Source organism: Paenibacillus sp. OK060, from assembly GCF_900101205.1.
GTDB classification, from domain to species: Bacteria; Bacillota; Bacilli; order Paenibacillales; family Paenibacillaceae; genus Paenibacillus; species Paenibacillus marchantiae.
In genome coordinates, this window is sequence record NZ_FNFR01000001.1 from 942,359 (window position 1) to 967,385 (window position 25,027).

At 45.2% G+C, this 25,027-nt stretch carries 18 protein-coding genes; all 18 read left to right on the top strand.

Features of this window, described 5'->3' with window-relative positions; all coding sequences use genetic code 11:
* Positions 1-487 precede the first annotated feature (487 nt).
* The 18 genes from BLS14_RS04175 to BLS14_RS04260 all read left to right on the top strand — a co-directional run bounded on the left by BLS14_RS04175 (position 488) and on the right by BLS14_RS04260 (position 24,967).
* Positions 488-5,686: a S8 family peptidase gene (locus tag BLS14_RS04175; RefSeq protein ID WP_090949671.1), complete on the top strand. Its 5,199-nt coding sequence runs from the start codon at positions 488-490 to the stop codon at positions 5,684-5,686.
* 226 nt (positions 5,687-5,912) lie between these two features.
* Complete coding sequence (locus BLS14_RS04180; protein ID WP_063565212.1) at positions 5,913-6,671, top strand: YheC/YheD family protein; 759 nt, start codon at positions 5,913-5,915, stop codon at positions 6,669-6,671.
* Positions 6,672-6,910: 239 nt separating this feature from the next.
* Positions 6,911-7,915 carry a Gfo/Idh/MocA family protein gene (locus tag BLS14_RS04185; RefSeq protein ID WP_231952525.1) on the top strand — a complete coding sequence of 335 codons (1,005 nt, stop codon included), beginning with the start codon at positions 6,911-6,913 and terminating at the stop codon, positions 7,913-7,915.
* Positions 7,916-7,933: 18 nt separating this feature from the next.
* On the top strand, positions 7,934-8,857 hold the full coding sequence (locus BLS14_RS04190) for an AraC family transcriptional regulator (protein ID WP_024634223.1): 924 nt from the start codon (positions 7,934-7,936) through the stop codon (positions 8,855-8,857).
* Between the two features lie 12 nt (positions 8,858-8,869).
* The gene (locus BLS14_RS04195) at positions 8,870-9,961 is read left to right on the top strand and encodes a Gfo/Idh/MocA family protein (RefSeq protein WP_090949673.1); all 1,092 of its coding nucleotides are present in this window, start codon (positions 8,870-8,872) and stop codon (positions 9,959-9,961) included.
* 290 nt (positions 9,962-10,251) lie between these two features.
* Positions 10,252-11,001: a FadR/GntR family transcriptional regulator gene (locus BLS14_RS04200; protein WP_079694345.1), complete on the top strand. Its 750-nt coding sequence runs from the start codon at positions 10,252-10,254 to the stop codon at positions 10,999-11,001.
* A complete protein-coding gene (locus BLS14_RS04205; RefSeq protein WP_090949676.1) occupies positions 11,001-12,194 on the top strand; it encodes a M20 metallopeptidase family protein in 1,194 nt (397 codons plus the stop codon). The genes BLS14_RS04200 and BLS14_RS04205 overlap by 1 nt, the downstream gene beginning before the upstream one ends.
* Positions 12,195-12,208: 14 nt before the next feature.
* On the top strand, positions 12,209-13,768 hold the full coding sequence (locus BLS14_RS04210; RefSeq protein ID WP_090949678.1) for an ABC transporter substrate-binding protein: 1,560 nt from the start codon (positions 12,209-12,211) through the stop codon (positions 13,766-13,768).
* A gap of 98 nt (positions 13,769-13,866) precedes the next feature.
* Positions 13,867-14,784 carry an ABC transporter permease gene (locus BLS14_RS04215; RefSeq protein WP_063565206.1) on the top strand — a complete coding sequence of 306 codons (918 nt, stop codon included), beginning with the start codon at positions 13,867-13,869 and terminating at the stop codon, positions 14,782-14,784.
* Between the two features lie 39 nt (positions 14,785-14,823).
* Positions 14,824-15,729 carry an ABC transporter permease gene (locus tag BLS14_RS04220; RefSeq protein ID WP_371121424.1) on the top strand — a complete coding sequence of 302 codons (906 nt, stop codon included), beginning with the start codon at positions 14,824-14,826 and terminating at the stop codon, positions 15,727-15,729.
* Between the two features lie 26 nt (positions 15,730-15,755).
* Positions 15,756-17,780 (top strand): alpha/beta hydrolase family protein, encoded by a 2,025-nt coding sequence (locus BLS14_RS04225; RefSeq protein ID WP_090950209.1) that lies wholly within the window; start codon positions 15,756-15,758, stop codon positions 17,778-17,780.
* Positions 17,777-18,247 carry a hypothetical protein gene (locus tag BLS14_RS04230; RefSeq protein WP_090949680.1) on the top strand — a complete coding sequence of 157 codons (471 nt, stop codon included), beginning with the start codon at positions 17,777-17,779 and terminating at the stop codon, positions 18,245-18,247. Before BLS14_RS04225 ends, BLS14_RS04230 begins: the two co-directional genes overlap by 4 nt.
* Before the next feature lie 189 nt (positions 18,248-18,436).
* Positions 18,437-19,042 (top strand): pentapeptide repeat-containing protein, encoded by a 606-nt coding sequence (locus tag BLS14_RS04235; protein ID WP_090949682.1) that lies wholly within the window; start codon positions 18,437-18,439, stop codon positions 19,040-19,042.
* A 194-nt stretch (positions 19,043-19,236) separates the two neighbouring features.
* Positions 19,237-19,620, top strand: coding sequence for a hypothetical protein (locus BLS14_RS04240; RefSeq protein WP_063565202.1), 384 nt, complete (start codon positions 19,237-19,239; stop codon positions 19,618-19,620).
* A gap of 158 nt (positions 19,621-19,778) precedes the next feature.
* Positions 19,779-20,174, top strand: a complete 396-nt coding sequence (locus tag BLS14_RS04245) for a VOC family protein (protein ID WP_063565201.1) — start codon at positions 19,779-19,781, stop codon at positions 20,172-20,174.
* A gap of 281 nt (positions 20,175-20,455) precedes the next feature.
* Positions 20,456-22,156 carry an NAD-dependent malic enzyme gene (locus tag BLS14_RS04250; protein WP_090949684.1) on the top strand — a complete coding sequence of 567 codons (1,701 nt, stop codon included), beginning with the start codon at positions 20,456-20,458 and terminating at the stop codon, positions 22,154-22,156.
* A 541-nt stretch (positions 22,157-22,697) separates the two neighbouring features.
* Positions 22,698-24,176 carry an Lsa family ABC-F type ribosomal protection protein gene (locus BLS14_RS04255; RefSeq protein ID WP_090949687.1) on the top strand — a complete coding sequence of 493 codons (1,479 nt, stop codon included), beginning with the start codon at positions 22,698-22,700 and terminating at the stop codon, positions 24,174-24,176.
* A 224-nt stretch (positions 24,177-24,400) separates the two neighbouring features.
* Positions 24,401-24,967 carry a TetR/AcrR family transcriptional regulator gene (locus BLS14_RS04260; protein ID WP_090949689.1) on the top strand — a complete coding sequence of 189 codons (567 nt, stop codon included), beginning with the start codon at positions 24,401-24,403 and terminating at the stop codon, positions 24,965-24,967.
* The last annotated feature ends 60 nt before the right edge of the window (positions 24,968-25,027 follow it).

The following is a 25,027-nucleotide window of genomic DNA, read 5'->3' on the forward strand; positions in this document are numbered from 1 at the left end:
CTTATGAAAGCATTAAAAAGGCTTACTTTCTATTATTTTCTATAAAAGTGCTTGTATATCTCTTTTTATGACTCTATAATATACCATAAATATACAATTAGATTCTAAATTTTATATTATATGTAATTTTAAGAGTGTTTGTACATATTCAAGAAATCTCCTGATCTATCCAGAGCAATCATACTCCCATGTAAAGTAAGCGTTCTTGCTAACGCCGGTGATTACCCTCCTTAATGAATGCGAATAAACTTCCACCCACAAGATTAATTGATCTGAAATTCACCTCTTCCATATATGCTAAATTTGGCTATCTATAATCTTTCACATGCGATGTAATTTAATAACCTGTCCTGTAAAGGAGGTGAGGCTTGATGTAAATGAACGCAACACGTCTGCCCATGTTGAGGCCGTTTCATCGTTTTCATTTTTAGAAATGGATACAGTAAATCACTGTATTACAAAAACCGGGTAAAAGGAGTGGAAAAGTTTGATAAAGATGAATCGTTTACGCAAGCCGCTGTCCATGGGCCTGTCGCTTCTCCTTGCATTATCTATCATACAACCGGTTTCAGCTGAAAACGCCGCATCGCAGAAGATTGACATGAAATCCAGTTCGGACAAAATCACTACTTCCAAAGTCAACGCCAAATTAAGCAAGGAATTTGAGAGTAATGATTATGTAACTTATCTGGTGAAAATGAAAGAACAGGTAGATACTGCCTCTGTCTCCAAACAAGCCATGCAAAAGGCAACAATCGAAAAGCAAACGGCTTCGGCAACGAAACTGTCGGTACGAAGCACCGTTGTCAGCTCTCTGCGGGAAACGGCCTCGCGATCTCAGTACACACTTGAAAGTTTTCTTGAAAAGGAACTTGACCTTGGCAAGGTCAAAGAATATAAAAGCTATTTTATCGTTAATGCACTCGCAGTAACGAGCACCAAAGAAGTCATGGAACAGATTGCACTTCTGCCTGAGGTAGATAAAATATTACCAAATGAGGAGCGTTTTCTGCAAAAAACCGAGGTCAGCAATGAAAAAGCAACCGCAGCCCCTGCGGCAGACACTACAACGATCCCGGCAAAAGAGTCGCCAGCGAAAGAAAGCGCAGCGGCTAACGATAAGAGCCTGCAGACAGAGAACGTAGAATGGAATATCGATTCTATCAACGCGCCAGCAGTCTGGGATAGAGGAATCGACGGTACAGGAATCGTTGTTGCCAACCTGGACAGCGGGGTTGATTATACCCATCCGGCTCTCCGCAGCAAATGGAGAGGGCTTGATGCTTCGGGAAATATCGTTGATCCCGAACTAAGCTGGTACGATCCCCATAGCAATGCTTCGCTTCCTGCGGATGGAGACGGTCATGGTACACATACCATGGGTACGATGGTAGGCTCCGAAGCGAACGGCACCAACAAGATTGGGGTTGCTCCAGGGGCAAAATGGATTGCCGTTCGGATTTTCAATCCGAGTACCACGGATGCCATTATACTGGATGGCGGTCAATGGCTGATTGCTCCAGTGGATGCTGAAGGAAACTTGCATCCTGAGCTTGCCCCGGATGTGGTTAACAATTCCTGGGGTGGTGGTCCAGGATTGGACGAGTGGTTCCGTCCAATGGTACAGGCTTGGCGTGATGCACAGATCTTTCCGGAATTTTCAGCCGGGAATGTGACACTAACGAATCCGGGAGGTCCAGGTTCGGTGGCGAACCCTGCGAATTATCCAGAGAGCTTCGCTACGGGAGCAACGGATATCAACGGGAATCTGGCTTCTTTTTCCCTTCTTGGTCCTTCCCCTTATGAGGAAATTAAGCCGGAAGTTTCGGCTCCAGGTGTTAACATCCGTTCCTCTGTTCCGGGCGGAGTATATGAGGGTGGCTGGAACGGCACGTCCATGGCAGGCCCGCATACCACTGCACTGGCCGCACTCCTGCTTCAAGCTAATCATTCCCTTACGGTTGATCAGTTAGAGCAGATCATTATGGATACAGCGACACCGAGAACAGACAGCCGGTATCCAAATTCGCCAAATAACGGTTACGGTCACGGCATTATCAATGCACTGGATGCTGTGGGCTCTGTCCTCGAAGGCATAGGCACGGTATCTGGCAGGGTTGTCACAGCAGGTGACGATCTGAAAGCGCCGGTCCTGGAACATACGCCTGTCAATTCTGCCTTTACGGGGCTTGATATTCCACTGACTGCACGTGTTACCGATAATGTCGGTGTAACCACAGTGGAGGCATTTGCCAAAACAACGGGCACGAGCCAATACGTATATCTGCCGATGAATCGAGTAGCTGGGGATGCCAAAGATGGAACTTATACAGCGACAATTCCGGCATTTCTAATCGAGTCACAGGGTTTGGAGTACTATATCCGGGTCAATGATTATGGCAACAACGGATTCGAGAGTGAAGTTTACAAGGTTGCTGTCTCCAATGGAGTCCAGCCTGGGTATCTGCAAGATTTTGAGGAAGACAATCTGGGCTTTACTTCGGGTGGAGTTGGCAACACTTGGGCATGGGGAGCACCAACAAGTGGACCGGGAAGTGCCTACTCTGGTGACAAAGTGATTGCAACTAATCTGACTGGGACTTATGCAGCCAACAGTAATGCTTACTTACTTGCACCACCAATTGATCTTACCCAGAGCCCTGAGGGAGCATTGTTATCCTTCAAGCACTGGTATGATTTGGAGAGCAATATCGATTTTGGCAAAGTGTACATTGCAACAGAGGATAGTGACTTCGTATTTGAAGAGGCATTGAGCTTTACAGGTGCCGGTGGAGGCTGGAAAACGCAATATATTGACTTGCGTGAATACGCCGGTCAACAGGTATTTATCAAGTTTAATCTGACCAGTGACAATTCCGTTCAGAAGGCTGGTTGGTATATCGATGACTTTTCAGTACAAGCTCCAGATGATATTGCTCCGGGAGCACCAAGCGGATTGTCCGCTTCTGCCGACATACTGGGGAATGTAAACTTGTCCTGGACGGGATCGGACGATGAGGATCTGAAATCCTACAACGTATATCGTTCAACGAATTCAGGCACAGGTTATGAATTGCTCGGAAATACATCTGCAACGACATTTACGGATACGGCTACAGTAACAGATTCGACTTATTTTTATACGGTAGCCGCTCTTGATTATAGTGGCAATGAGAGTGACAAGTCGAATGAGGTATCCGTGACCGTGGAGGTCCCTGAAGATATCTTCATCGATCACTTTGATGGCAACAGTGACAATGAGTGGACTCATTCCGGCACCAAGGACGAGTGGGAACGCGGAGTACCTGTCGTTGGACCTGCCAGTGCGGTTTCTCCGCCGAATGTTTGGGCAACCGATCTGGACAGTACCTATGAGAACGGTTCTAACTATTCTCTGGTATCGCCAGTCGTCGATCTAACTCAGGTGGATCAAGCTACGCTGACGTTCAATCATTGGTATGAAATCGAAAGTGGATACGATTACGGTTATGTTGAAGCCACGAAAGACGGTGGCAACACATGGTCGGAGCTAGGTAAATTCTCTCATTCTTCAAATGGAAAACAATGGACTCCGGTATTTTACGATCTGGCAGCTTTGAAGGGGAATGAAGTTCAATTCCGGTTCAGATTGACTTCAGACAGCAGTGTCGTCAAGCAAGGCTGGTACATCGATGACTTCCGCATTCTGGGTATCGCCGCTGAGACGGTTACAAAAGATACGGCAGTTGTTCTGAACAGCGATAAGCCTAAGCCGGAATATGATACTTCTTGGTACAAAATTTCAAGTACGGACAAGGCCGAATTTAATAAAACCAAACAGGAACAGCCCGAAGTACAGAAACCTGGAACAGGTTCTGTAACGCCGCAAAGTTTGCCTGCAAGTGCAACGGTCACTGTTCTGGAAACAGGACGTTCAGTGAAGACGGACCCGACGACAGGCAAATACAGTTTCACTCACGTGGCGGGTGATTACACGTTGAAGGCTGAGGCCTATGGCTATTATCCTCAAACGAAGGCGGTAACCATCACGGATGGAAGTGGAGCAACAGCCAACTTCAATCTGAAAACCATTCCTCAAGGAAAGATTGAAGGTATTGTGAGCGATGAACGGACAGGGAAACCTATCGCTGGAGCATCCGTCCTCGTGTTGGAAGATGCTCAAGTAGGTGCTGTACGCACAGGAGCAGACGGTAAATTTGCTCTGGATGTTCTGGAAGGAAGCTATACGTTATCGATCATCAAGACGGACTACTATAGCAAAACGGTAAATGTAACAGTACCTGGAAACGGTACAGTCGAAGCGAAAGTTTCCTTAAAACCATTTATCGGATTTCCTGGTGAAATCGCTTATGACGATGGAACGGCTGAAAATGCAAGAGCCTTTGTGGCCGCAGATAACGCATGGGCTGTACGTATGACGCCAGAACTAGAGACAGCACAGCTTACAGGTGCATCACTTCGATTCTGGAATACACAATGGCCTGTACCAGGTGGAACAGCATTCAAATATGCCGTCTATGATGCCTCCGGATCGGGTGGAGCGCCAGGCCGATTGCTGGCAGGACCTTTCGACGGTACGGCATTGCGCAATGATCAGTGGACAACAGTTGAATTTCCTGAGCCAGTAGTGGTACAAGGCGATTTCTATATCGTGTATGTACAGACTGCTGTTGGAACGAGCGCACCTGGACTCGCAACCGATGAAAACGGTGTGAATGCAGGGCGGAGCTGGCAGCGTGTAGGTGGCGTATGGAGTACTGCACCAGCAGAAGAGGGTAACTATATGATTCGTACAGTCGTGAAATATCCAGTGAATGCACCTGTACTCACACAACCGACGAGCACCTATACCAATCAGTCGACATTTGCTGTGTCTGGAACTTCTCCAGCTTCAGGAGCCCAGATCAAGGTATATAATGGAAAAGAAGTAGCGGGAACAACGACAGTGGAGAATGGAAAATTTAAGCTGAATGTTAAACTTCGTGCAGGGGTTAATGCCATTACTGCCGAGGCGGTAGTTAACGGGAAAACGACCGATCGCTCCCTTCCAGTTGTGATCATCTTGGATCAGACAGCACCTGTGTTAACTGTCCTTACACCTGAAGAAGGAAGTCGAACTAACACAGAAGTGGTTCATGTGACGGGCGATGTACAGGACCAATTCCTCGACAAAGTGACCATTAACGGACAGAAGGTGAAATTGGAGCAAGACAGAAGTTTTAATCACCGCGTACTTGTGAATGAGGGCAAGAACACGATTACAATCATTGCGACAGATATTGCAGGCAATAAAACAACCGTGACACGGACTGTTTATGTGGAAACGTCTTTGCCTGAACTGACCAATATCTCTCCGGCTGAGGATGTACGGATTGTGGCAGGAGAAACTGTAACGGTTTCGTTCGACAGTATCCCCAAATTACAGGCCTCTTTCCGGATTGAACTGCCATCCAATTTGAGCACACAGGCTGGCGCAGAGATTCCATTGTTGGAAACGGAACCTGGTCATTATACAGGGACCTATACCACTGCATCTTCGCTGGTGCTTGAGGGTGGAGTGATCGTGATCCGTGCTCAGGATGCAGCAGGAAATAAAGTCGAGGTGGAAGCGCCAGGACGGTTATTCGTATCTGCAGCAGAAGCTCCGGACACGAATGTGCCAGTTGACGAAAATCTGTTACCTTAATCGAAGCATCACGGAGATGCTTATAATCCAGCTTCAAATTGAAACAGAAACGATGATTTGAAAATGTAAAGTGAAAAGCCGACAAGCCCAAAGAAGAGGGGTTTGTCGGCTTTTTGTATGTAAATTCAAGAAGTATTGCCTAAGATTCGTTCAATGATATTGCATATGATGCATGAACTTAATGAAACAGCATATGTGTTCAATATGAAGACTGGAGGAACGATCTGTGGGTATTGAGAAATCACAACCGTTAAGAAGCAAATGGCTAAAAACAAAGCAGCTTATCAATAATGATTCAATAAAACCGTTCATACCTGATACACAAAAGTTTAACAAGGTGAATCTAAAATCCATGATAGCCAGATATGGAATGTTATATATCAAGCCTGAAATAGGAACTCATGGAGTGGGCGTCATTAAGGCTGAGATGGAAAATCAACATGATTTTGCGTATCAGATGAATCAAAAACGTCTGACGTTTAATAGCTTTGATTCGTTCTATAAAAGTCTTGCACACGTTGTGAAACAGCGAAGCTATCTCATTCAAAGAGGAATACATCTGCTAAAACACAACAACAGGCGCTTTGACATCCGGGTCATGGTACAGTTAAGCCCAGAACAGCAGTGGGAAGCAACGGGGGTTATCGGTCGACTTGGACATTCCAAAAAAATAGTAACCAATTATCATAACGGCGGTCAGCCAATGGATATTCATAAGCTTCTGGAATCTCATGTGTCCGCAAAGCGCAGAAATGAACTGATTCAGGAGATGAATAAGCTGGGTGTTGGGATAGCTCGTCATATGAACAAGAAATACAAGCGATTGAAGGGAATTGGCGTGGATATTGGACTGGATCAAAGTCTGACACCCTGGGTCATTGAAGTGAATGCCAAGCCGGACCCTTATATTTTTAAACAATTAAAAGACAAGACGATGTATCGCAAGGTAATTCGGTATTTCCGCCATACAGATCATAAGCCATAAAATATCTTCAGCTTAACTTTGGACATCCTTGATTCCGAATTGTTACATGCAGAGAAAGCTTCCTATTATCACGACTTGGTGAGCAGGAAGCTTTTTTGCTTGTTTTCTTAAGAAGGTCATTCTAATTCATGTCGTAATTTTATATAGTTATTGTCGTAAGTTCCTATTAAAATTAGATCAGGTCTGTGTTAATTTATAGTTAGATGTCAGAATATCATATAGTATGGAGGTTAATCATAGTGACCATTCGAATAGGTAAAATAAGCTTATGGCACGTACATGCCTGGGATTATATTAAACAGGCTCAGGAGCACGAAGATACGGTGATGGCTGCTGTATGGGATGAAGATGCCGAGCGCGGACAGGAAGCTGCTGAACGTCTGAACGTGCCATTCTATGCTTCGCTTGAAGATATGCTGGCACAGGATAACATCGATGCCGTCATTGTGGATGCACCGACACGTCTTCACGAAGATGTGATCACTGCTGCTGCGAAAGCGGGCAAACACATTTTCACAGAAAAAGTTATCGCTTCAACGATTAAAGAAGTAAATACGATCATTTCGGATGTACAGGATAACGGAGTGAAAATGACGGTATCTTTACCTCGTTTGAACGATGGATATACATTAACGATTCAAGATGTTCTGAACCAAGGACTACTTGGTAAGGTGACTTATGTTCGTGTGCGTTTATCGCATAACGGTGCGATTGGCAATTGGCTGCCTGAGCATTTTTATCATCTGGAAGATTGTCAGGGCGGGGCATTAATTGACCTCGGTTGTCATCCGATGTATCTGACGAATCTGTTCCTGGGTCAAGAAGTGACTGGGGTTAATGCTAATTTCGGATATGTTACTGGAAAAGAAGTGGAAGATAACGCGGTTGCTACGTTATTTACGGATTCCGGAGCAATCGGTGTAGTCGAGGCTGGGTTTGTGAACAGTCATTCGCCGTTTGCGATAGAGGTTCATGGTACGGAAGGCACACTTTTATACGGAACACCAGAGGATAAGCTGCTAATCCGTACGAATGTTGGTTCAGATCAACAGAAGGAATGGACAGAGATTCCTTTGCTGGACAGAAGAGAAAGCGCATTCAGCCAGTGGGTATCCCATATTCAGAATGATACGATTGCTACCGAGAATTTGCAGACGGCTACTCAATTGACTCGCCTGATGGAGGCTGCCAACCTTTCTGCGAAGGAAGGGCGCAAAATCTCCTTGAAAGAGTTACAGGGATAGGGTTTGGGAGGTGCCGCATTGAGCCGATATCCTTTTGAGAAGATGCTTGAACGACAGGATATCCTGGAAAGACTGGATGTCTCGATCCTGTGGGGACACTACGAGATACGAGTTCTGCGATTTCATCTGACTTCTTTTCCAGCAGGCAGAATCGTTGATTTTCATAACCATGCGGAATTCGAGTTACATTTCATCCCGAGAGGGAAAGGAAAAGTCATTCTGGGGGATGAGATGCATCCGCTCTCTGAAGGCATGCTGTATTTAACGGGTCCGGGTCTTGTTCATTATCAGGAGGCGGATTCCCAAGAGGCCATGGATGAATTATGCCTGCATGTGGATATCATTGAACATCCCAGAGAGGGTGTAGATCCGTGGGAGGCAGCAGAGTCAGAGGAAACGATCGAAAAGCTTAGAACACTTCCTCTTGCTCCGGTACATGATTATCATCGCGCCATGAACTGTTTCCTGGAAGCTTATGAGGCTTGTGACCGTAAACTAATTGGATATTACACGTCCATTAAGCAGCAGGTGATCAGTATTCTGCTGAAGACCGTCCGAGCCTACGATATCGGGGGGAATCGGGCGGAGGCTCCTGTGCGAGACATGTCTGTGTACAGGTACGATTATGCCATTCAGTATATGGAGGCAAATCATCCCTCAGCAGTAACGCTGGAGAATGTAGCGGAGAAGCTACATATTAGCAGCAGACAACTGCAACGAATCTTTTATCAGGTTCAGCCGGAAATGCCTTTCAGCCGTGTGTTGGAGGATATCCGCCTGCGCGCGGTGTGCCGCAATCTGGAAGAAAGTCATGTTTCCATCGAACAAATTGCCCTGGCTTCAGGGTTTACCAATGCTAATTATTTACATGCTGTTTTTCGAAAGCGTCTGGGGATGACCCCATCGGCTTTCCGTAAAATGAAACAACCAAACCAAAAGTGAGGGTGATTAGATATGAGTAAAACGTATCGTGTAGGGATTATTGGCTGTGGCGGGATTGCAAACGGCAAACATCTGCCAAGTTTGAGCAAGCTTGATAATGTAGAACTGGTTGCTTTCTGTGATATCGTTCAGGAACGTGCAGAAGAAGCCAAAGAAAAGTATGGTAGTTCCGAAGCACAGGTATACTCGGATTATCAAGAATTACTTCAGGATGAAACGATTGATATTGTTCATGTTCTTACGCCAAATATCTCTCACGCAGAGATTTCTATTGCTGCACTTGAAGCCGGAAAACACGTCATGTGTGAAAAACCAATGGCCAAGACATCTGCTGAAGCGCAAAAAATGCTTGAAGCAGCCGAGCGTACTGGTAAAAAACTGACCATCGGATACAATAACCGTTTCAGAGAAGACAGCTTGTACTTGAAGCAGCTGTGTGAAGCTGGCGAACTGGGTTCGATTTACTTTGCCAAAGCACATGCGATCAGAAGAAGAGCAGTACCTACTTGGGGTGTTTTCCTTGATGAGGAGAAACAAGGTGGCGGACCGTTGATTGACATCGGTACACATGCACTTGACCTGACGCTGTGGATGATGGATAACTATCAACCAAAGGTTGTTCTGGGCACAACTCATCACGAGCTTTCACAAAGAGAAAATGCAGCGAATGCATGGGGACCATGGGACCCGGAAAAATTCTCGGTTGAAGATTCTGCTTTCGGTATGATTGTAATGGAGAATGGCGCGACGATCATGTTGGAATCCAGCTGGGCGCTCAATTCACTGGACGTGGATGAAGCGAAATGCAGCTTGAGCGGAAGCGAAGCGGGCGCGGATATGAAGAATGGCCTGCGCATCAATGGAGAGAAATTCAGCCGTTTGTACACCAACGAAATTGAACTGAGTGCAGGCGGGGTCGCTTTCTACGATGGAAAAAGTGAAAGTGCACCGGATGTAGAGATGAGAAAATGGATTGAAGCGATCGATAAAGATCTGGAGCCGGTTGTAACTCCTAAACAGGCTTTGGTGGTTTCACAGATCCTGGAGGCACTCTATGAGTCCGCTCGTACAGGTAAAGCCGTTTACATGAACGAATCCAATTAAGCCTAAAATACATTCCAGAAACCTTTATCCTCATCAGGAGGATAAAGGTTTTTGTTCTTTTATACGCTATCCATTTGTCTATACCGTGCCTTACTTCTGTACGTATATAGAGAGAATAATCCAAATTAAAAAGATGTTTCTGTCTAATGCAGATGCATCTTTTTTTATTTGGAAAACGGGTCGATTTGAAAACTATTTTTAAATATATTCAAAAAAGTATTGCATATCTGTTTAGTCGGAATTATATTAATGGTATAAGGTCTAGACCATTTACAGATCGGAGTGTTTGCATGTCCAGTACGTTTTCATTTCGTTTTGAAAAAGTATCTACCAAAAAGGTCAGTGAATTTATTAGAGAACAACTGGAAGAAGCCATCATTCTCAAAGAATTAATGAGTGAAGAACAGCTTCCATCGGAACGAGAACTGGCCGAGATTTTTAATGCAAGTCGCATTACGGTACGTGAGGCGTTATCTACGTTGGAAGACAAAGGTCTGATAGAGAAGCGCGTGGGGGCTAAGGGTGGAACGTTTGTCTTGCCTCTGACAGCCAATTCTCATAAACGCACAAGAGAAGAAATTAAACGGGATTGGGAACAGATGCTGAAAGTGTTTGAATACCGGACCATTATTGAGCCGGAAGCGGCTTTTCTGGCTGCTGAGCGGATTACCGCAGGCGAGCTGGAGCTGCTGGAAGCTTATATGGAGCAAAGCATTGAACCTCATTGTACAAGGGAATGGTTCCGGGCTCTGGATGTGAAGTTCCATCTAACCATTGCCAAGGCATCCGGGAATCCATACTGCGAGGCGGCCGTGAGACAGATCCGAACAAAAATTAATCCGGCATTGGACCTAATGCCATATGATGACCGAATCCGCTCCGTCAATCATGGGATACATATGGAGATTCTTGAAGCACTGAAAGCACATGACAGCATCAAGTCCCGGGAGACCATGAAAAGACACATCGAATTCTCGGCTGATGCGATCTATGCCCGACTGGTATCAGAATCGGATGACAAAGAAGGGAATGAGAACTAATGGACCAATCACAACTATATCAACGTGCACAAGCATTGCAGCCCCAACTCATTGCCTGGCGGAGAGATTTCCATCGCCATCCGGAAATCGGCTATGAAGAATTCAGAACGTCAGAGATCGTAGCCAAACACTTGGAAAGTCTGGGTCTTGAAGTGACGCGTAATGTCGGAAAAACCGGAGTTGTAGGCTTGTTGAGAGGAGAGACAGAGGGCCCCACTTTTGCACTTCGGGCAGATATGGACGCATTGCCTATACAAGATCAGAAGTCGGCTGAGTACAGTTCGCAAGTAGAAGGTAAGGCGCATCTGTGCGGGCATGATGCACATACAACCATTCTGATGGGAGCGGCGGAGCTGCTAACGAGCCTCGGCCGACCGAAAGCGGGCAACATCAAATTTGTGTTCCAGCCTGCGGAGGAAGGATTGGCAGGTGCACGTGCCATGATTCAGGATGGAGTACTGGAGAATCCGAAAGTGGACGCGATTGCTGGACTGCATATGACTCCGGGACAAGATACGGGGACCGTCGGGGTTAGCAAAGGTGTGGCGTTTGCCTCGGCAGATCGTCTGGTGATTCGGGTACTTGGCAAGGGTGGACATGCTGCGAGGCCGCATGAAGGTATCGATGCCATTGCCGTATCTGCTCAGGTCATCACTGCACTACAGAACCTGACTAGTCGTATGGTAGACCCGCTGGAGCCGGTTGTGGTAACGATCGGTAAAATAACTGGAGGCTACATGGGAACCGCCATTGCACCGGAGGTTGAGATGATCGGCACGGTTCGAACACTCTCCCCTGCCATTCGTGAACGCATGCCAGCCTTGATTGAACAGGTCGTAAGTGGTGTGTGCAGTTCGTTCGGGGCGGGCCATGAAGTCATCTATGGCGATGGCTACCCGGTTGTGGTTAACGATCTGGGCATGGTGGACCTGCTTGCGGAGACCGTTGATGGACTCGAATGGGCGAAGGGATGGAGTAGTATTCCGCCATCTACGGGTGGCGAAGATTTCGCATTCTATTGTGAACAGATTCCGGGTGTTTTCTTCCGATTGGGTTCAGGGAACGAGGAAGAGCGAACCCGTTACCCGCTTCACCATCCGATGTTCGATCTGGATGAGACGGTCATGCCTTATGGTGTAGGCATGCTGTCCGCCGTAGCGCTTGAATATTTGGCAAGACACACAACTTCTTAGGGGGAGCATGGAAAATGAAAAAAAGACAATGGACTAGCATGTGGATCACATTATTGGCTGTAGTACTGGTACTGAGCGCTTGCGGTGGTAAGAGTACGGATAGCAATTCGGCATCCAGTGAATCTGGCAGCGGTGCTGCTGCCAGCACTACACTTACAATCGCAGCTGCTACGGATATTGAGAGCTTTGACCCGCACAACAACAATAATACATCCAGTGAAGCGGTACTGGTCAACGTATTTGATTATCTGATCAAAAATGATAGTGAACAGAAGAAGGTTCCAGGTCTCGCGACTTCATGGGAGCAAGTGAATGACACCACATGGCGCTTTAAGCTCCGTGAAGGCGTGACCTTCCATAACGGTGATCCATTCACATCAGCAGATGTGAAGTATACACTGGAGCGCGTAGCTAAAGACAGCACACTGAAACAAAACAGCTACTTCAAAAACATTGTTGAAGTGAAAGCGGTCGATGAACATACGGTAGATATTATTACAGACGGACCAGATCCATTGCTGCTTAACCGTCTGTCCAAAATGGGGGCAGGCATCTTGCCCGCAAAATATATTAAGGACAATGGGTTCGATAAATTCCTGAAACAACCGGTTGGCACAGGTCCATACAAATTCAGCAAATGGACAAAAGATGATCGCGTTGAACTGGTGAAAAATGAAAATTACTTCGATGGTGAACCGAAATGGAATGAGGTTGTATTCCGTGTCATCCCGGAAGCTTCCACACGTGTATCGGAACTGCTGGCTGGTGGTGTTGATATCGCAGCATCCATACCGTCGACAGATATTGCTCGCATTGAAGGCGAAGCAGACAAAAAGATCGTCAAAGCACCGATTCAGCGTGTACTTCAGTTGATTTTCCGCCAAACAGAGGGCAGCGTCACAGCTGATCCGAAGGTTCGGGAGGCCGTTGATCTGGCGATTGACAAGCAGGGCATTGTAGACAGCATTGCCGGAGGTGCAGGTATTGTGACTCGCACATCCGTAACGCCTGGCAACTTTGGGGCAGAGCCTTCGTTGTACAAAACATCGCTTTATGATCAAGAGAAGGCGAAGCAACTGTTGCAGGAAGCAGGTTATGCAGAAGGTGAAGCGGAGATGACCATCTCGGTATCCTTTCAATACAAAGAGCCTGCCGAAGTCGTGGCAGCGATGCTGGAGCAAGTGGGCTTCAAAATTAACCTGGACGTGCTGGAACCAAGTGCTTTCAGTGAACGTTACAGTTCCAAGTCATTCAAGGAAATCTTCATGATCGGAATTGGTAATTCCCTCTTTGATGCTTCAAATAACTACAATCGTTACATGTTGGAAGAGGCCAAAGGTGAGTCGGACTATAACAATCCGGAAGTGGAGAAATTGCTTCAGTCTGCGCTGATCAACATGGACCCGGCTTCTAGGGAGAAAGAGTACCAGCAAGTACAGCAAATTCTTGCTGAAGATCGCCCAGCTGTGTATTTGTACCAGATGGAAGGGGTTTATGGTACCGATAGCCGTGTGAACTTCAAGCCGCGTAGTGATGAAATGTTCTATGCTGACGAGATTACACCTGCACAGTAACTTCAGACAGAACAACCTGTTATGACAAGGATAAGCCGAGAACGGCAGGGACTGCACCACGTTCCTGTCGTTCTTTTTTAAAAGGAGGTGGACAGAGAATGGGCAAATATGTACTGAAGTCACTACTGCAGGTTATACCGGTTCTGTTCATTGTTTCATTAATCGTATTTATATTGGTCCGCGTCACGGGTGATCCGGTAGCTCTGATGCTGCCCGAAACAGCTACTGCGGAAGACCGCGCTGTATTAACGCAGGCACTCGGACTGGACCAGCCGTTATACACACAGTATATGAAATTCCTTGGCAGCGCCTTGCAGGGAGACTTTGGTCAATCCTTCCGTTATGGAGAACCGGCTTTACAGCTTGTACTGGAACGATTGCCGGCCAGCTTTGAACTGGCTGTTGCAGCGATGTTTTTTGCCATTGTTATGGCTGTACCGCTTGGAGTTGCCTCAGCAGTCAAACGTAATACGTTTACCGATCTGATCATCTCTGGGATATCGGTCATTGGTAAAGCTATGCCAAACTTTTGGATGGGTATCATGCTCATTTTATTATTTTCCGTGATGTGGGGAGTTTTACCTGTATCCGGCCGCGGCGGAGTATCACATCTGATATTGCCAGCCTTTACGCTAGGGGTAGGGCTTGCTGCACAAATGACTCGTCTGATTCGCTCCAGCATGCTGGAAATTCTGAGTCAGGATTACATCCGTACAGCACGGAGCAAAGGGCTTGGCCGGATGGTCGTGATTGGCAAACATGCGTTTCGCAACGGATTGATTCCGGTCGTGACGATTATGAGTTTGCAGTTCACAAGCTTAATTGGTGGAACATTGATTACGGAGACGGTATTCTCCTGGCCCGGGCTAGGTCAGTTGCTGGTTGTTGCAGTCAACACCCATGACATGGCGATTGTACAGGCCGCCGTTTTTGTCATTGCGTTTATCGTCGTTGTAACCAATATTTTGACAGATGTGGCCTACCGGCTGCTTGATCCACGCATTAAATACGATTAGAAGGAGGTGCAATCGATGACAGGCAGCAATGAAATGCCAATGCCGGGTGCAGAACAGGAACAAGAGAATGTACGTACACCAACAGGACTTCGCTATATCTGGAGACAACTGATCATCAGCAAGACCGGAATATTTGGCGCTGTGCTCGTATTGTTGGTTGTGTTAATCGCCATATGTGCACCTCTGTTAACGAGTCATGATCCTGGTGCAGTGAATCCTCTCAATCGTCTTAAACCGCCAGCTTGGCTTGATGGGGGAACGGCTGAATACTGGCTGGGTACGGATAATCTGGGCAGGGACATGTGGAGCCGAATCGTATATGGTGCGCGGGTTTCATTAATTGTAGGTATGGGAGCAGTCATCGTGTCCGGAATCATTGGTGCTATTCTTGGTCTCTTGTCCGGATTTTACGGAAAATGGCTGGATGCGGTTATTATGCGCGTGGGTGATGCATTCATGGCTATCCCTACGATTCTGTTTATGCTCGTTGTGATGGCTATTGTAGGGCCAGGGATTACGACGCTGATTTTGGTTATCGGTGTGACGAACTGGGTGCCTTTCACCCGTGTGGTCCGCAGTGAAGTGTTGAGTATCAAGGAACGGGACTTTGTTCACGCTGCCAGATCAATCGGTGCCAAGAATGGGAGATTGATTCTAAAACACATTCTGCCGAATATTTTATCTTCCTTTATCGTGATCTGCGGTATGAATGTTGGGACCACGATTATTATGGAAGCTTCGCTCAGTTTCCTGGGCCTGGGCATTAAACCACCTGACATTTCCTGGGGAGGCATGCTCAGTGATGGAAGACAATATGTTGCAACAAGCTGGTGGGTGGCAACTTTCCCTGGACTAGCAATTACGCTGACGGTTCTTGGTGTCATTTTCCTGGGAGATTGGCTGCGCGATGTACTTGATCCACGTACGGATACAAACAAGAAATAAGATGAACGGAGAAGGGAGCCATGCACATGAACAAAAGACCGATCTTGCCAGAGGACTTAGTTCAATACGGCTGGGTTAGCGAGCCTGTAATCAATCAAGATGGTCAGGTGGCATACGTTGAACAGACGATTGATCAGCAGAAAAATGAGTATATTACGCAAATTCGTGGCGTTTCACTTGATGGTAGTGGGGACAAGCCGCTTACAGACGGCGTAAAGGATTCATCTCCTTCTTGGTCACCAGATGGAACACAACTCGCTTTTTTACGATTGGAAAGTGGGGGTAAAGGGTTATGGGCCCTTGCGTCAGGTGATACAAAGGCTATAAATCTCATCTCCCCTGAGCGCAAGCTTTTACAATTTGTCTGGTCCCCGGATGGGCAATATATTGCGTTTACAAGCAAAGTTGAAGCGATAACTGACAAAACATCAAAGACAAACGAATCACCTAAAGTTAAAGTAACTCCCCTGAGAGGCAAGGTCTTTGAGCGCACGACACCCAAGGCAGAAGGCTCCGGCTGGTGGGATGGTCTGTATAGCCATCTGTTTGTATATGAGATCGGAAATGGAACCATTACACAGGTAACAACCGGATCATGGAATGTTGCTGCTCCGGTATGGTCGCCAGACGGTCAGGCTATTTCCTTTATTTCTAAGCAGGTACAGGATGAGGGGCTGGATGCCGATCTGTTGTACTTTGCGGATGTACATACCGTGAATCTGGCAAGCGGTGAGCAGCGCAGAGTAACGGATTCCAGTCTTCAGGTGAGCCAGTTCGCATATTCACCCGATGGAGAGCAACTGATTCTGATTGCCAGCGACCGAGAGTACGGAAGTGGCAGTCACAACAGACTATATGAAGTGCCGAGTAGTGGAGGTATTCCAAAGCAGCTGGCACCTGATGTTGATATGCAGTTGGGGAACGCAGCACTTGGGGATATGAAATCGGCAAGCCCATCTCCGTCGCCACTGATAGATGACCATCATGCGCAACGTACGACATATGTACTGGGCACCCAGGGTGGAAATGTGGACCTGTATCAAATCACCGAGGATGGGTATTGCCAAGCCGTGACGGGAAGCGGGGAGAAGGATGTATACCAATATACCCTGTCACCTGATGGTAAGACGCTGGTCATTGGCGCATTGACTGAGGATCACCCTGGAGAACTGTACCGTGTGGATATTAACAGTAGTGATATGTTCAGACTCACTCGGCGAAACGATGAATTTTTGGCAGGCTTGGAAGTCAATGTACCTGAGCGTGTCGAGTTTACATCGTCGGACGGATGGCCCATTCAAGGTTGGTTGATGAAGCCGGTTATGCAGAAATCGGACACGAAAGTGCCGATGATATTACAGATTCATGGTGGACCGCACGCCATGTATACAGGCATCTTCAGCCACGAAATGCAGACACTTGCTGCACAGGGATATGCCGTTCTATGGGTAAATCCCCGGGGAAGTATGGGATACGGGCAGGAATTCGCCAGAGCTTGCCGAGGAGATTTTGCCGGGGGAGACTGTCGTGATCTGCTTGAGGCGGTGGACTATGCACTGGCAACATATGATTTTCTGGATGAAACACGTCTTGGTATTGGTGGAGGCAGTTACGGAGGCGTCATGACTAACTGGATCGTAGCTCATACCCATCGATTTAAGGCGGCAGTAACGCAGCGTTGTATATCCAATTGGTTGTCCCTGTATGGAACCAGTGATATTGGAATCTCCTATGTGGAGGGGGTAATTGGCGGCAATCCGACAGAACATGCAGACATGTTATGGGCCCGTTCTCCCCTTGCTCATGCGCACAAGATTGAAACGCCACTTCTGATTATGCATGGAGAGCAGGATTATCGTACACCGATCGCACAGGCGGAGGAGTTATATACTACGTTAAAACGATATGGAAAAACGACCAAACTGATTCGATATCCAGGCTCCAATCACACGTTGATCAAAAGCGGAAAACCCTCGCTGCGCGTGGATAGCTTTGAACAGGTCAATGCCTGGTTTAATCAATATCTCAAAGATGGAGAGGGCGGAGCATGAGCCGTGTTCAGTTATCCATTCCTGTAGCTCTGCTAGTCGAAAATGTTCTGACGAGCGGTGAACCGAGCGAATTAATCATTGATCGTTTACAGAGAAAAGAGTTCTCTTCGTTGTTATCCAAGATCAAGGAACCAACGATGGATCTGGTGGAGAGACTGGACACAGCAGCTGAAGTGGGAGACAACTGGGAAGAGGCCATACGCAGCAGGGTTTATGAATTCAAATTTTTGCATATTAACGCCCTGAAAAGACTGCTCTATTTCCGGTTCGATCTCAAGGCAGATCAGGATTATATCCAGGAAGATCTGACACTGAAAGATATTCATTTGACCTTGCAAGAGACCGAGTTGCTGCAATTGTTAGTTGGCAGACAGTGGGTTGTGCAAGAAGAACAAGGTAAAGACCAGAGAGACAAGGACAGAGACACATCGTTAAGTATCCCTGTTCATATCCGATTAAAGTACTAGCTAAACACATTTATGGAGCCAAAAGCCGCGATTTTCGCGGTTTTTTTATTTGAAGCAGCTCCGTTTTCTATAAAAAAGTGACTTGACTTTTGCAGACGTTTAAGCAGGTACTTGACATCCGTATGGTATATTATAAAAAGCTCTTTTAATGGTGAACACATGATAATCATACAAGATGGGGTGTACGTGATGTATCAATATAAGGATCAGGAATATGAAGCTGTACATTTTGAGGGACGTGATTTGCGTTATGGAGAACTAATCAGCTGTGTTTTCAAACAGTGTACCTTTATGAACGCTTCGATGGAAGAAATCGAGACAAGCAACTGCCGTTTTATCGAATGTGACTTTAAAGGTGCTTCCATGAATGGCTCCATTCATAGAGAATCGGCGTTTGAAAACTGCTTATTTGGTGGTGCTAATCTATTTGCTTCCAAATTCACCTCCTGCAAGATGACGGGATCGGACTTTTCCGGTGCACAAATGGATGGTATTACACTAAGTCAGGGTGATTGGTCTTATACGAATCTGAGACATACCCGATTGGGCAAACAGGATTTGCGAGGAATTCGTTTCTTTGAAGCCGACTTTACGGACACGAATTTTACCAAAGCGGATCTGAGAGACTGTGATCTCACAAGAGCAGTTTTAAGCAGAGCCAAGCTGCAAGGGGCCGATCTTAGAGGCGCTAATCTGGAAGGAATCGATCTGAAATCATTGGATATTAAAGGCGTACGTTTGGATCGCGAACAAGCTGTTCTGTTTGTACGCTCTTATGGTGCGAAAGTAGATTAAGTTGAACATATACTGCTACAGTTTAGGCCAGTATTATAGAAACTTCAAAACTTTAAAAACGTCATAAACTGTATGAAGCCACCAAAAAGGTGGCTTTTTTGGCATGAATGATTTCCATTTAAAACAAATTTTGAAGGAATAAGAGATATAACCAAGGAATAGTAAACATAAGTTTCAAATAAAAGGAGGCCATTATGACGACTGCATTAATTACTATTGTTGCTGTTATTGGTTTTGGGATTATAACAGGCACAATCACTATGGTTATGATATTTAAACTGCTTCGTAACAATAAACACAAACAGCATTTTCAAAAAAGCATTTTAACGGAGGGAATTCCCGCAGAGGCGGTTATTCATGATATTACACAAACTTCATCCAGTATGGATGGAAGGCCTGGAGTGCGACTGGATTTGACCGTAACCCAAGTTGACGGCCGTACCTTTCCCACGATTGTAGAGACATATATCCCGGTTACACATATTCCCCAATTTCAGAAAGGAAATGTCATTCACGTAAGATACATTGTAAACGGAAATGAACGAAAGGTTGAGGTAGAGGATGCCTATGTTCCGTGAATTTGACTGTTGAACGCAGCGTTGGGATAAATACTTCCATTAAAATGATTCAGGGTCTACATTGACTAGAAGTATGAACTGGTTTAGAATTAATTTATCTTGATAATCTAGATACTTTATTTTCGAGATAAATTGATAGAAGAATCGAGGCAGTTCATATGAAAATTAATCACTTAAACTTAACGGTAACTGACGTTATTGAGGTTCAACATTTTCTCGAAACATATTTTGGATTAACCTGTTACGTCAATGCAGGTAAAGCATTTGCGGCTATGACCGACGACGATGGATTTTTATTAAACTTAATGTATGGCAAGGATATCAAATATCCAGAAACTTTCCATGTAGGGTTCCCACAAGACAGTAAGGAAGAGGTGGATAACTTGAACCAACGTCTCAAGAACGATGGAATTCAGGTAGAAAGCCCGGCTATTGTTCATGGTTCCTACACCTTTTATCTTCAGGCGCCAGGTGGAATCACACTTGAAGCATACTGTCTCATCGAAGGGGAAGATCCAACCAAAGGACCTCGTCCATCATTTGGAAAACTATAAATTAAATCCACTGAAGCCACGAAATTTCGTGGCTTTTTTTGTATTCTACGATAATCTGACTATAAAATGAATTTGTTGAAAAATGACAAAGTGATAAATTTTATTTATCGAAATGAAATTGAATTTCATTCATGAAAGTTTCATGAGTTCGTTTACATACCATAGAAAATATTTTATAATTGTCATCGGAAGAACCATAACTAACCAAAAGTTATTAAGTGTTAAAAATACATTAAAAAGACGTAACGTCAAGAGACATCATGAAAGAAGGCAATTAGTAAATGAACTCATTTTTTGTGGATTCCAATGGAAACTTAAAAACCTCTTTGAAAGGTAAGGATGTTCTGTCCAATCCCATGTTGAACAAGGGTACTGCCTTTAACGAAGAAGAAAGAAGAGAGCTCAACCTGAATGGCATCTTGCCACCGATGGTTTTAAATATTGAAGAACAAGTGAGTCGAGTATATCAGCAATTGCAGAATGAATCGGATAATTTGCGGAAAAGCATCATGCTTAGTGATTTGTTCAACCGAAATATTGTACTATTCTACCGTCTAATGAAGGATCACCTTAGTGAAATGCTGCCGATTGTGTATACACCTACGGTCGGACAAGCCATCCAGGAATACAGCCATCAGTACCACAGACCGGGTGGTTTATATTTATCCATTAATGATATGGATGGACTGGAAGAAGCTTTCCGCAACAGTGGATTACATGCTGGAGATGTGGATTTGATTGTGGTGACCGACTCGGAAAGTATTCTGGGCATCGGAGACTGGGGCGTTGGCGGCATTAAAATTGCCATTGGTAAACTTGCGGTATACACAGCAGCCGTAGGCGTTGACCCAAGCCGCGTATTGCCTGTTGTGCTGGATGTTGGAACCAATAATCCCAAATTACTGAATGATCCATTGTATGTGGGCAACCGTCATGAACGGATTCGCGGGGAAAAATATGAACAATTTATCGAAGCCTTTGTGAAAGAAACAACAAAGTGGTTCCCGGATATCTTGCTTCATTGGGAAGACCTGGGCAGCGTGAATGCCAGAAATATTATACAGAAATATGGGGAAGAACTGCTTACGTTTAATGATGATATTCAGGGAACGGGTGCGGTTACACTTGCGGCGATTATGTCCGGAGTTCAAGTGACGGGTGTGCCACTTCGTGAGCATCGTATCCTTGTATTTGGACCAGGGGCCGCTGGTATTGGTAACGCGGATCAGATTCTTGACGCCATGATGGAAGAAGGGCTTAAGAGGGAGGAAGCGGAGAACCGGTTCTGGGCTTTCGATTACCGTGGAATCCTTACCGATGAGACGGAAGGCCTATTTGAATTCCAGAAACCATATGTGCGTAAAGCTGCGGAAGTGGAAGATTGGGCATTGAATGAGCAAGGGCAGGTCAGCTTGCTGGAAGCTGTGAAACAGATCAAACCAACGATTCTGATCGGCACTTCTGGTGTGACAGGTGCCTTTAATGAACAAGTTATCAAAGAAATGGCGAAGCATGTGGAACGTCCAATCATTATGCCAATGTCCAACCCGACCTCACTTGCCGAAGCAGCACCAAGAAGTCTGATTGAATGGACGGATGGCAAAGCATTGATTGCAACAGGCAGTCCATTTGAATCTGTCATGTTTAATGACACTTTATATGAAATTGGTCAATCGAATAATGCTTTTGTGTTCCCTGGTTTGGGTCTGGGAGCGATTGTTGCAAAAGCATCTAAATTCACTAAAAACATGTTCACCGCAGCTGCAGTGGCCGTAGCTAATTCGGTAGATTCCTCTGCACCAGGTGCTCCACTTCTGCCAAGAGTGAAAGAACTACATGCTGTTTCGTACAAAGTTGCAGTGGCGGTCGCTAAGGCGGCAGTGGAAGATGGCGTTGCGCGTGTAGAGCTGAAAGACGTTGAAGAGGCGGTAAAAGCTGCCATGTGGCATCCGGTGTACAAACCGCTGTATGCGGCCGTTTAAAAATTGAAATAAATTGAATACAGCGCATGGTGACTATAAATCCATGAGGGTCGGGTGTAAGGTGGAGTTTAAAAGGATCGACATGATTTCTCGCCTTGACCCATGGCTGTATTCCATGTTAAGTTTCTGATATTAAATTGTGGAGCTTTTAAAGGGGGATAGAGCGATGACTGAATTAGAGGTTGTAGATGTTTATGTGAACCTGTCAACGAACATGAACACTGACATGGTTCACAACATAACTAATCAGAATCCGGCACTTTATCCTCCTATGCATAGATCATCTTGGCGTTAAATTTTTGGACGCCAGGTTTCTTTATCGTATAGTCAGGTTGATGTAACGCAAAAAAGCACCGGTGAATGGGGGCTTTTTTGCGTTTTTTCATTTGAGGATATTCTAATCACTATGACAGAAGGAATGTGTCATTCATTCAAGGGCGGACTGAAATTCTGATTATGTTCAAATATAAAGTGAGGGACCATGTCGTGGTAAATACCCCGTCGGTTAACTTTTATATTTCACATAAAAAGGATGATCTTTATGTCTTTAATCAACGTTACCAACCTAACCTTTGCCTATGATGGCAGTTACGATAATATATTTGAAAATGTGAGTTTTCAGCTGGACTCCGATTGGAAATTGGGCTTTACCGGAAGGAACGGCAGAGGTAAAACGACATTCCTCCAACTGCTGCTTGGTAAATATGAATACAGCGGAACTATTTCTGCGAATGTCAGCTTTGAGTACTTTCCTTTTCAGGTTGAGAATAAAGGAGCTATGACCCTCGATATCATTGAAGATGTCTATCCTGAATATTTACAATGGCAGCTTGTGCGTGAGCTTAACCTGTTAAAAGTTTCGGAAGATATCCTGTATCGGCCTTTCGATTCCTTGTCTAACGGAGAACAAACGAAGGTGATGCTGGCTGCCTTGTTTCTGAAGGATAATCGATTTTTGCTCATTGATGAACCTACCAATCATCTCGATATTCATGCCAGAAAACTCGTTAGTAATTATCTTCGCAGCAAAAGTGGATTTATTCTGGTGTCACATGATCGATCCTTTTTGGATAACAGCGTAGACCACATCCTGTCCATTAATAAAAATAACATCGAGATTCAGAAAGGGAACTTCTCCGCTTGGTGGGAAAATAAACAAAGGCAAGATCAGTTTGAACTTGCAAATAATGAAAAATTAATAAAGGACATCAAGCGTTTATCCGATTCTGCCAAACGGACGGGTGGATGGTCGCATGAAGTGGAAAGAACCAAAAATGGTACGAGAAATTCCGGTTCTAAGGTGGATAAAGGCTATATTGGACACAAGGCTGCCAAAATGATGAAACGTTCCAAAAATATCGAGCAGAGACAGCAATCCGCCATTCATGAGAAGTCCAAACTTCTGAAAAATATTGAGAGTGCAGAACGTCTACAGATTCATCAACTGGATTTTCACAAAAAAGAACTTGTCGAATTGGAACATGTGTCGATTGCATACGGCTCCAATATGGTATGTAAGGACGTGAGTTTCACAGTTGAACAAGGGGATCGTATTGCGCTTTATGGTAAAAACGGATCGGGGAAATCAAGCATCCTTAAACTGATTTGTCATGAGAATATCCCTTATACAGGTTATTTTCGAAAGGATCACCAGCTTAAAATCTCGTATGTGTCGCAGGACACGTCGAATCTCGGAGGCCATTTATCTGACTATGCTGTCACGCAGGGAATCGATGAAAGCCTGTTTAAATCCATCCTAAGAAAGCTGGATTTTTCTAGGTTGCAATTGGAGAAGAATATCTCAACGTATAGCGCTGGCCAAAAAAAGAAAGTGCTGATTGCTAAAAGTCTCAGTGAGCAAGCTCATTTGCACATTTGGGATGAACCTCTCAATTTTGTAGATGTCATCTCTCGCATGCAAATTGAAGACTTGCTGCTGGAGTACTCCCCAACCCTTCTGTTTGTAGAGCATGACAGTGATTTTTGCGCAAATATTGCAACAAGAATTATCGAGCTATAAGCAACAGGGAAAGAAAAAAGATATAAATTCTAAGAGCCGCCGCTTGGCGGCTTTTAATCATTACATCTATCTTTGCAATACATAACCAATCATAGGTGATGCTTGTTAGTGTTCAGACATCGGAATTATGAGGAATTATGCTATAATTTTAAAGTCACATTCCAATCAAATGATAAATCATTGAATCAATTTATAGAATAAACTCCCCAAGAGGTGTAAACCCGTTGAAAAAAGAAATGACATCGATGAAGCAAACGAGACTTAATTCCATCCTGGACGAAGCAACCAAACTGCTGATTGAAAAGCCCAACGCATCCATGAATGATATCGCAGACTCTGCAAAAATCGGCATTGCGACTCTTCATCGTTACGTGGAGAGTCGTGAACAATTAATGGTTTATCTGGGCTTGCGTGCGATTGAGGTGGTCAGTGAGGCCATGCAAAACATTCAGCTGGATGAGGAAAACTGTGAAACATATATTCCACAGCTGATTGAAGTGCTTATTCCGTTAGGAGATAAAATATTTTTCCTTACCCATAATGCAGCTATACACTATAATCCTGAGATTGAGGGAGCAGATTTGAAGCTGAGAGAGCCTATACTGCATGCGGTCAGCTTGTTGCAGCAAAAGAATTATTTTCGCCAGGATGTCAATAAAAACTGGATTGTAGATGTGCTGTATTCTATCCTGTTTCTGACGTGGCAGCAGGTTGTAAGTGGTGATATTGCGCGTAAATCAGCAGCTTCGCTGGTTGTGGATACGTTCTATCATGGCTTTAGGGCCAGATAAGTAGGCTCTACCTTATAACAACATACAATAATGCAATATAACACCCCATTGTGGAGTCAG

Excerpts from the sequence above, each read along its gene's own strand:
- BLS14_RS04225 (WP_090950209.1), top strand. The coding sequence starts at position 15,756 with ATGAACAAAAGACCGATCTTGCCAGAGGACTTAGTTCAATACGGCTGG.
- BLS14_RS04240 (WP_063565202.1), top strand. The coding sequence starts at position 19,237 with ATGACGACTGCATTAATTACTATTGTTGCTGTTATTGGTTTTGGGATT.
- BLS14_RS04255 (WP_090949687.1), top strand. The coding sequence starts at position 22,698 with ATGTCTTTAATCAACGTTACCAACCTAACCTTTGCCTATGATGGCAGT.
- BLS14_RS04200 (WP_079694345.1), top strand. The coding sequence starts at position 10,252 with ATGTCCAGTACGTTTTCATTTCGTTTTGAAAAAGTATCTACCAAAAAG.
- BLS14_RS04245 (WP_063565201.1), top strand. The coding sequence starts at position 19,779 with ATGAAAATTAATCACTTAAACTTAACGGTAACTGACGTTATTGAGGTT.
- BLS14_RS04235 (WP_090949682.1), top strand. The coding sequence starts at position 18,437 with ATGTATCAATATAAGGATCAGGAATATGAAGCTGTACATTTTGAGGGA.
- BLS14_RS04220 (WP_371121424.1), top strand. The coding sequence starts at position 14,824 with ATGCCGGGTGCAGAACAGGAACAAGAGAATGTACGTACACCAACAGGA.
- BLS14_RS04215 (WP_063565206.1), top strand. The coding sequence starts at position 13,867 with ATGGGCAAATATGTACTGAAGTCACTACTGCAGGTTATACCGGTTCTG.
- BLS14_RS04210 (WP_090949678.1), top strand. The coding sequence starts at position 12,209 with ATGAAAAAAAGACAATGGACTAGCATGTGGATCACATTATTGGCTGTA.
- BLS14_RS04250 (WP_090949684.1), top strand. The coding sequence starts at position 20,456 with ATGAACTCATTTTTTGTGGATTCCAATGGAAACTTAAAAACCTCTTTG.
- BLS14_RS04195 (WP_090949673.1), top strand. The coding sequence starts at position 8,870 with ATGAGTAAAACGTATCGTGTAGGGATTATTGGCTGTGGCGGGATTGCA.
- BLS14_RS04230 (WP_090949680.1), top strand. The coding sequence starts at position 17,777 with ATGAGCCGTGTTCAGTTATCCATTCCTGTAGCTCTGCTAGTCGAAAAT.
- BLS14_RS04205 (WP_090949676.1), top strand. The coding sequence starts at position 11,001 with ATGGACCAATCACAACTATATCAACGTGCACAAGCATTGCAGCCCCAA.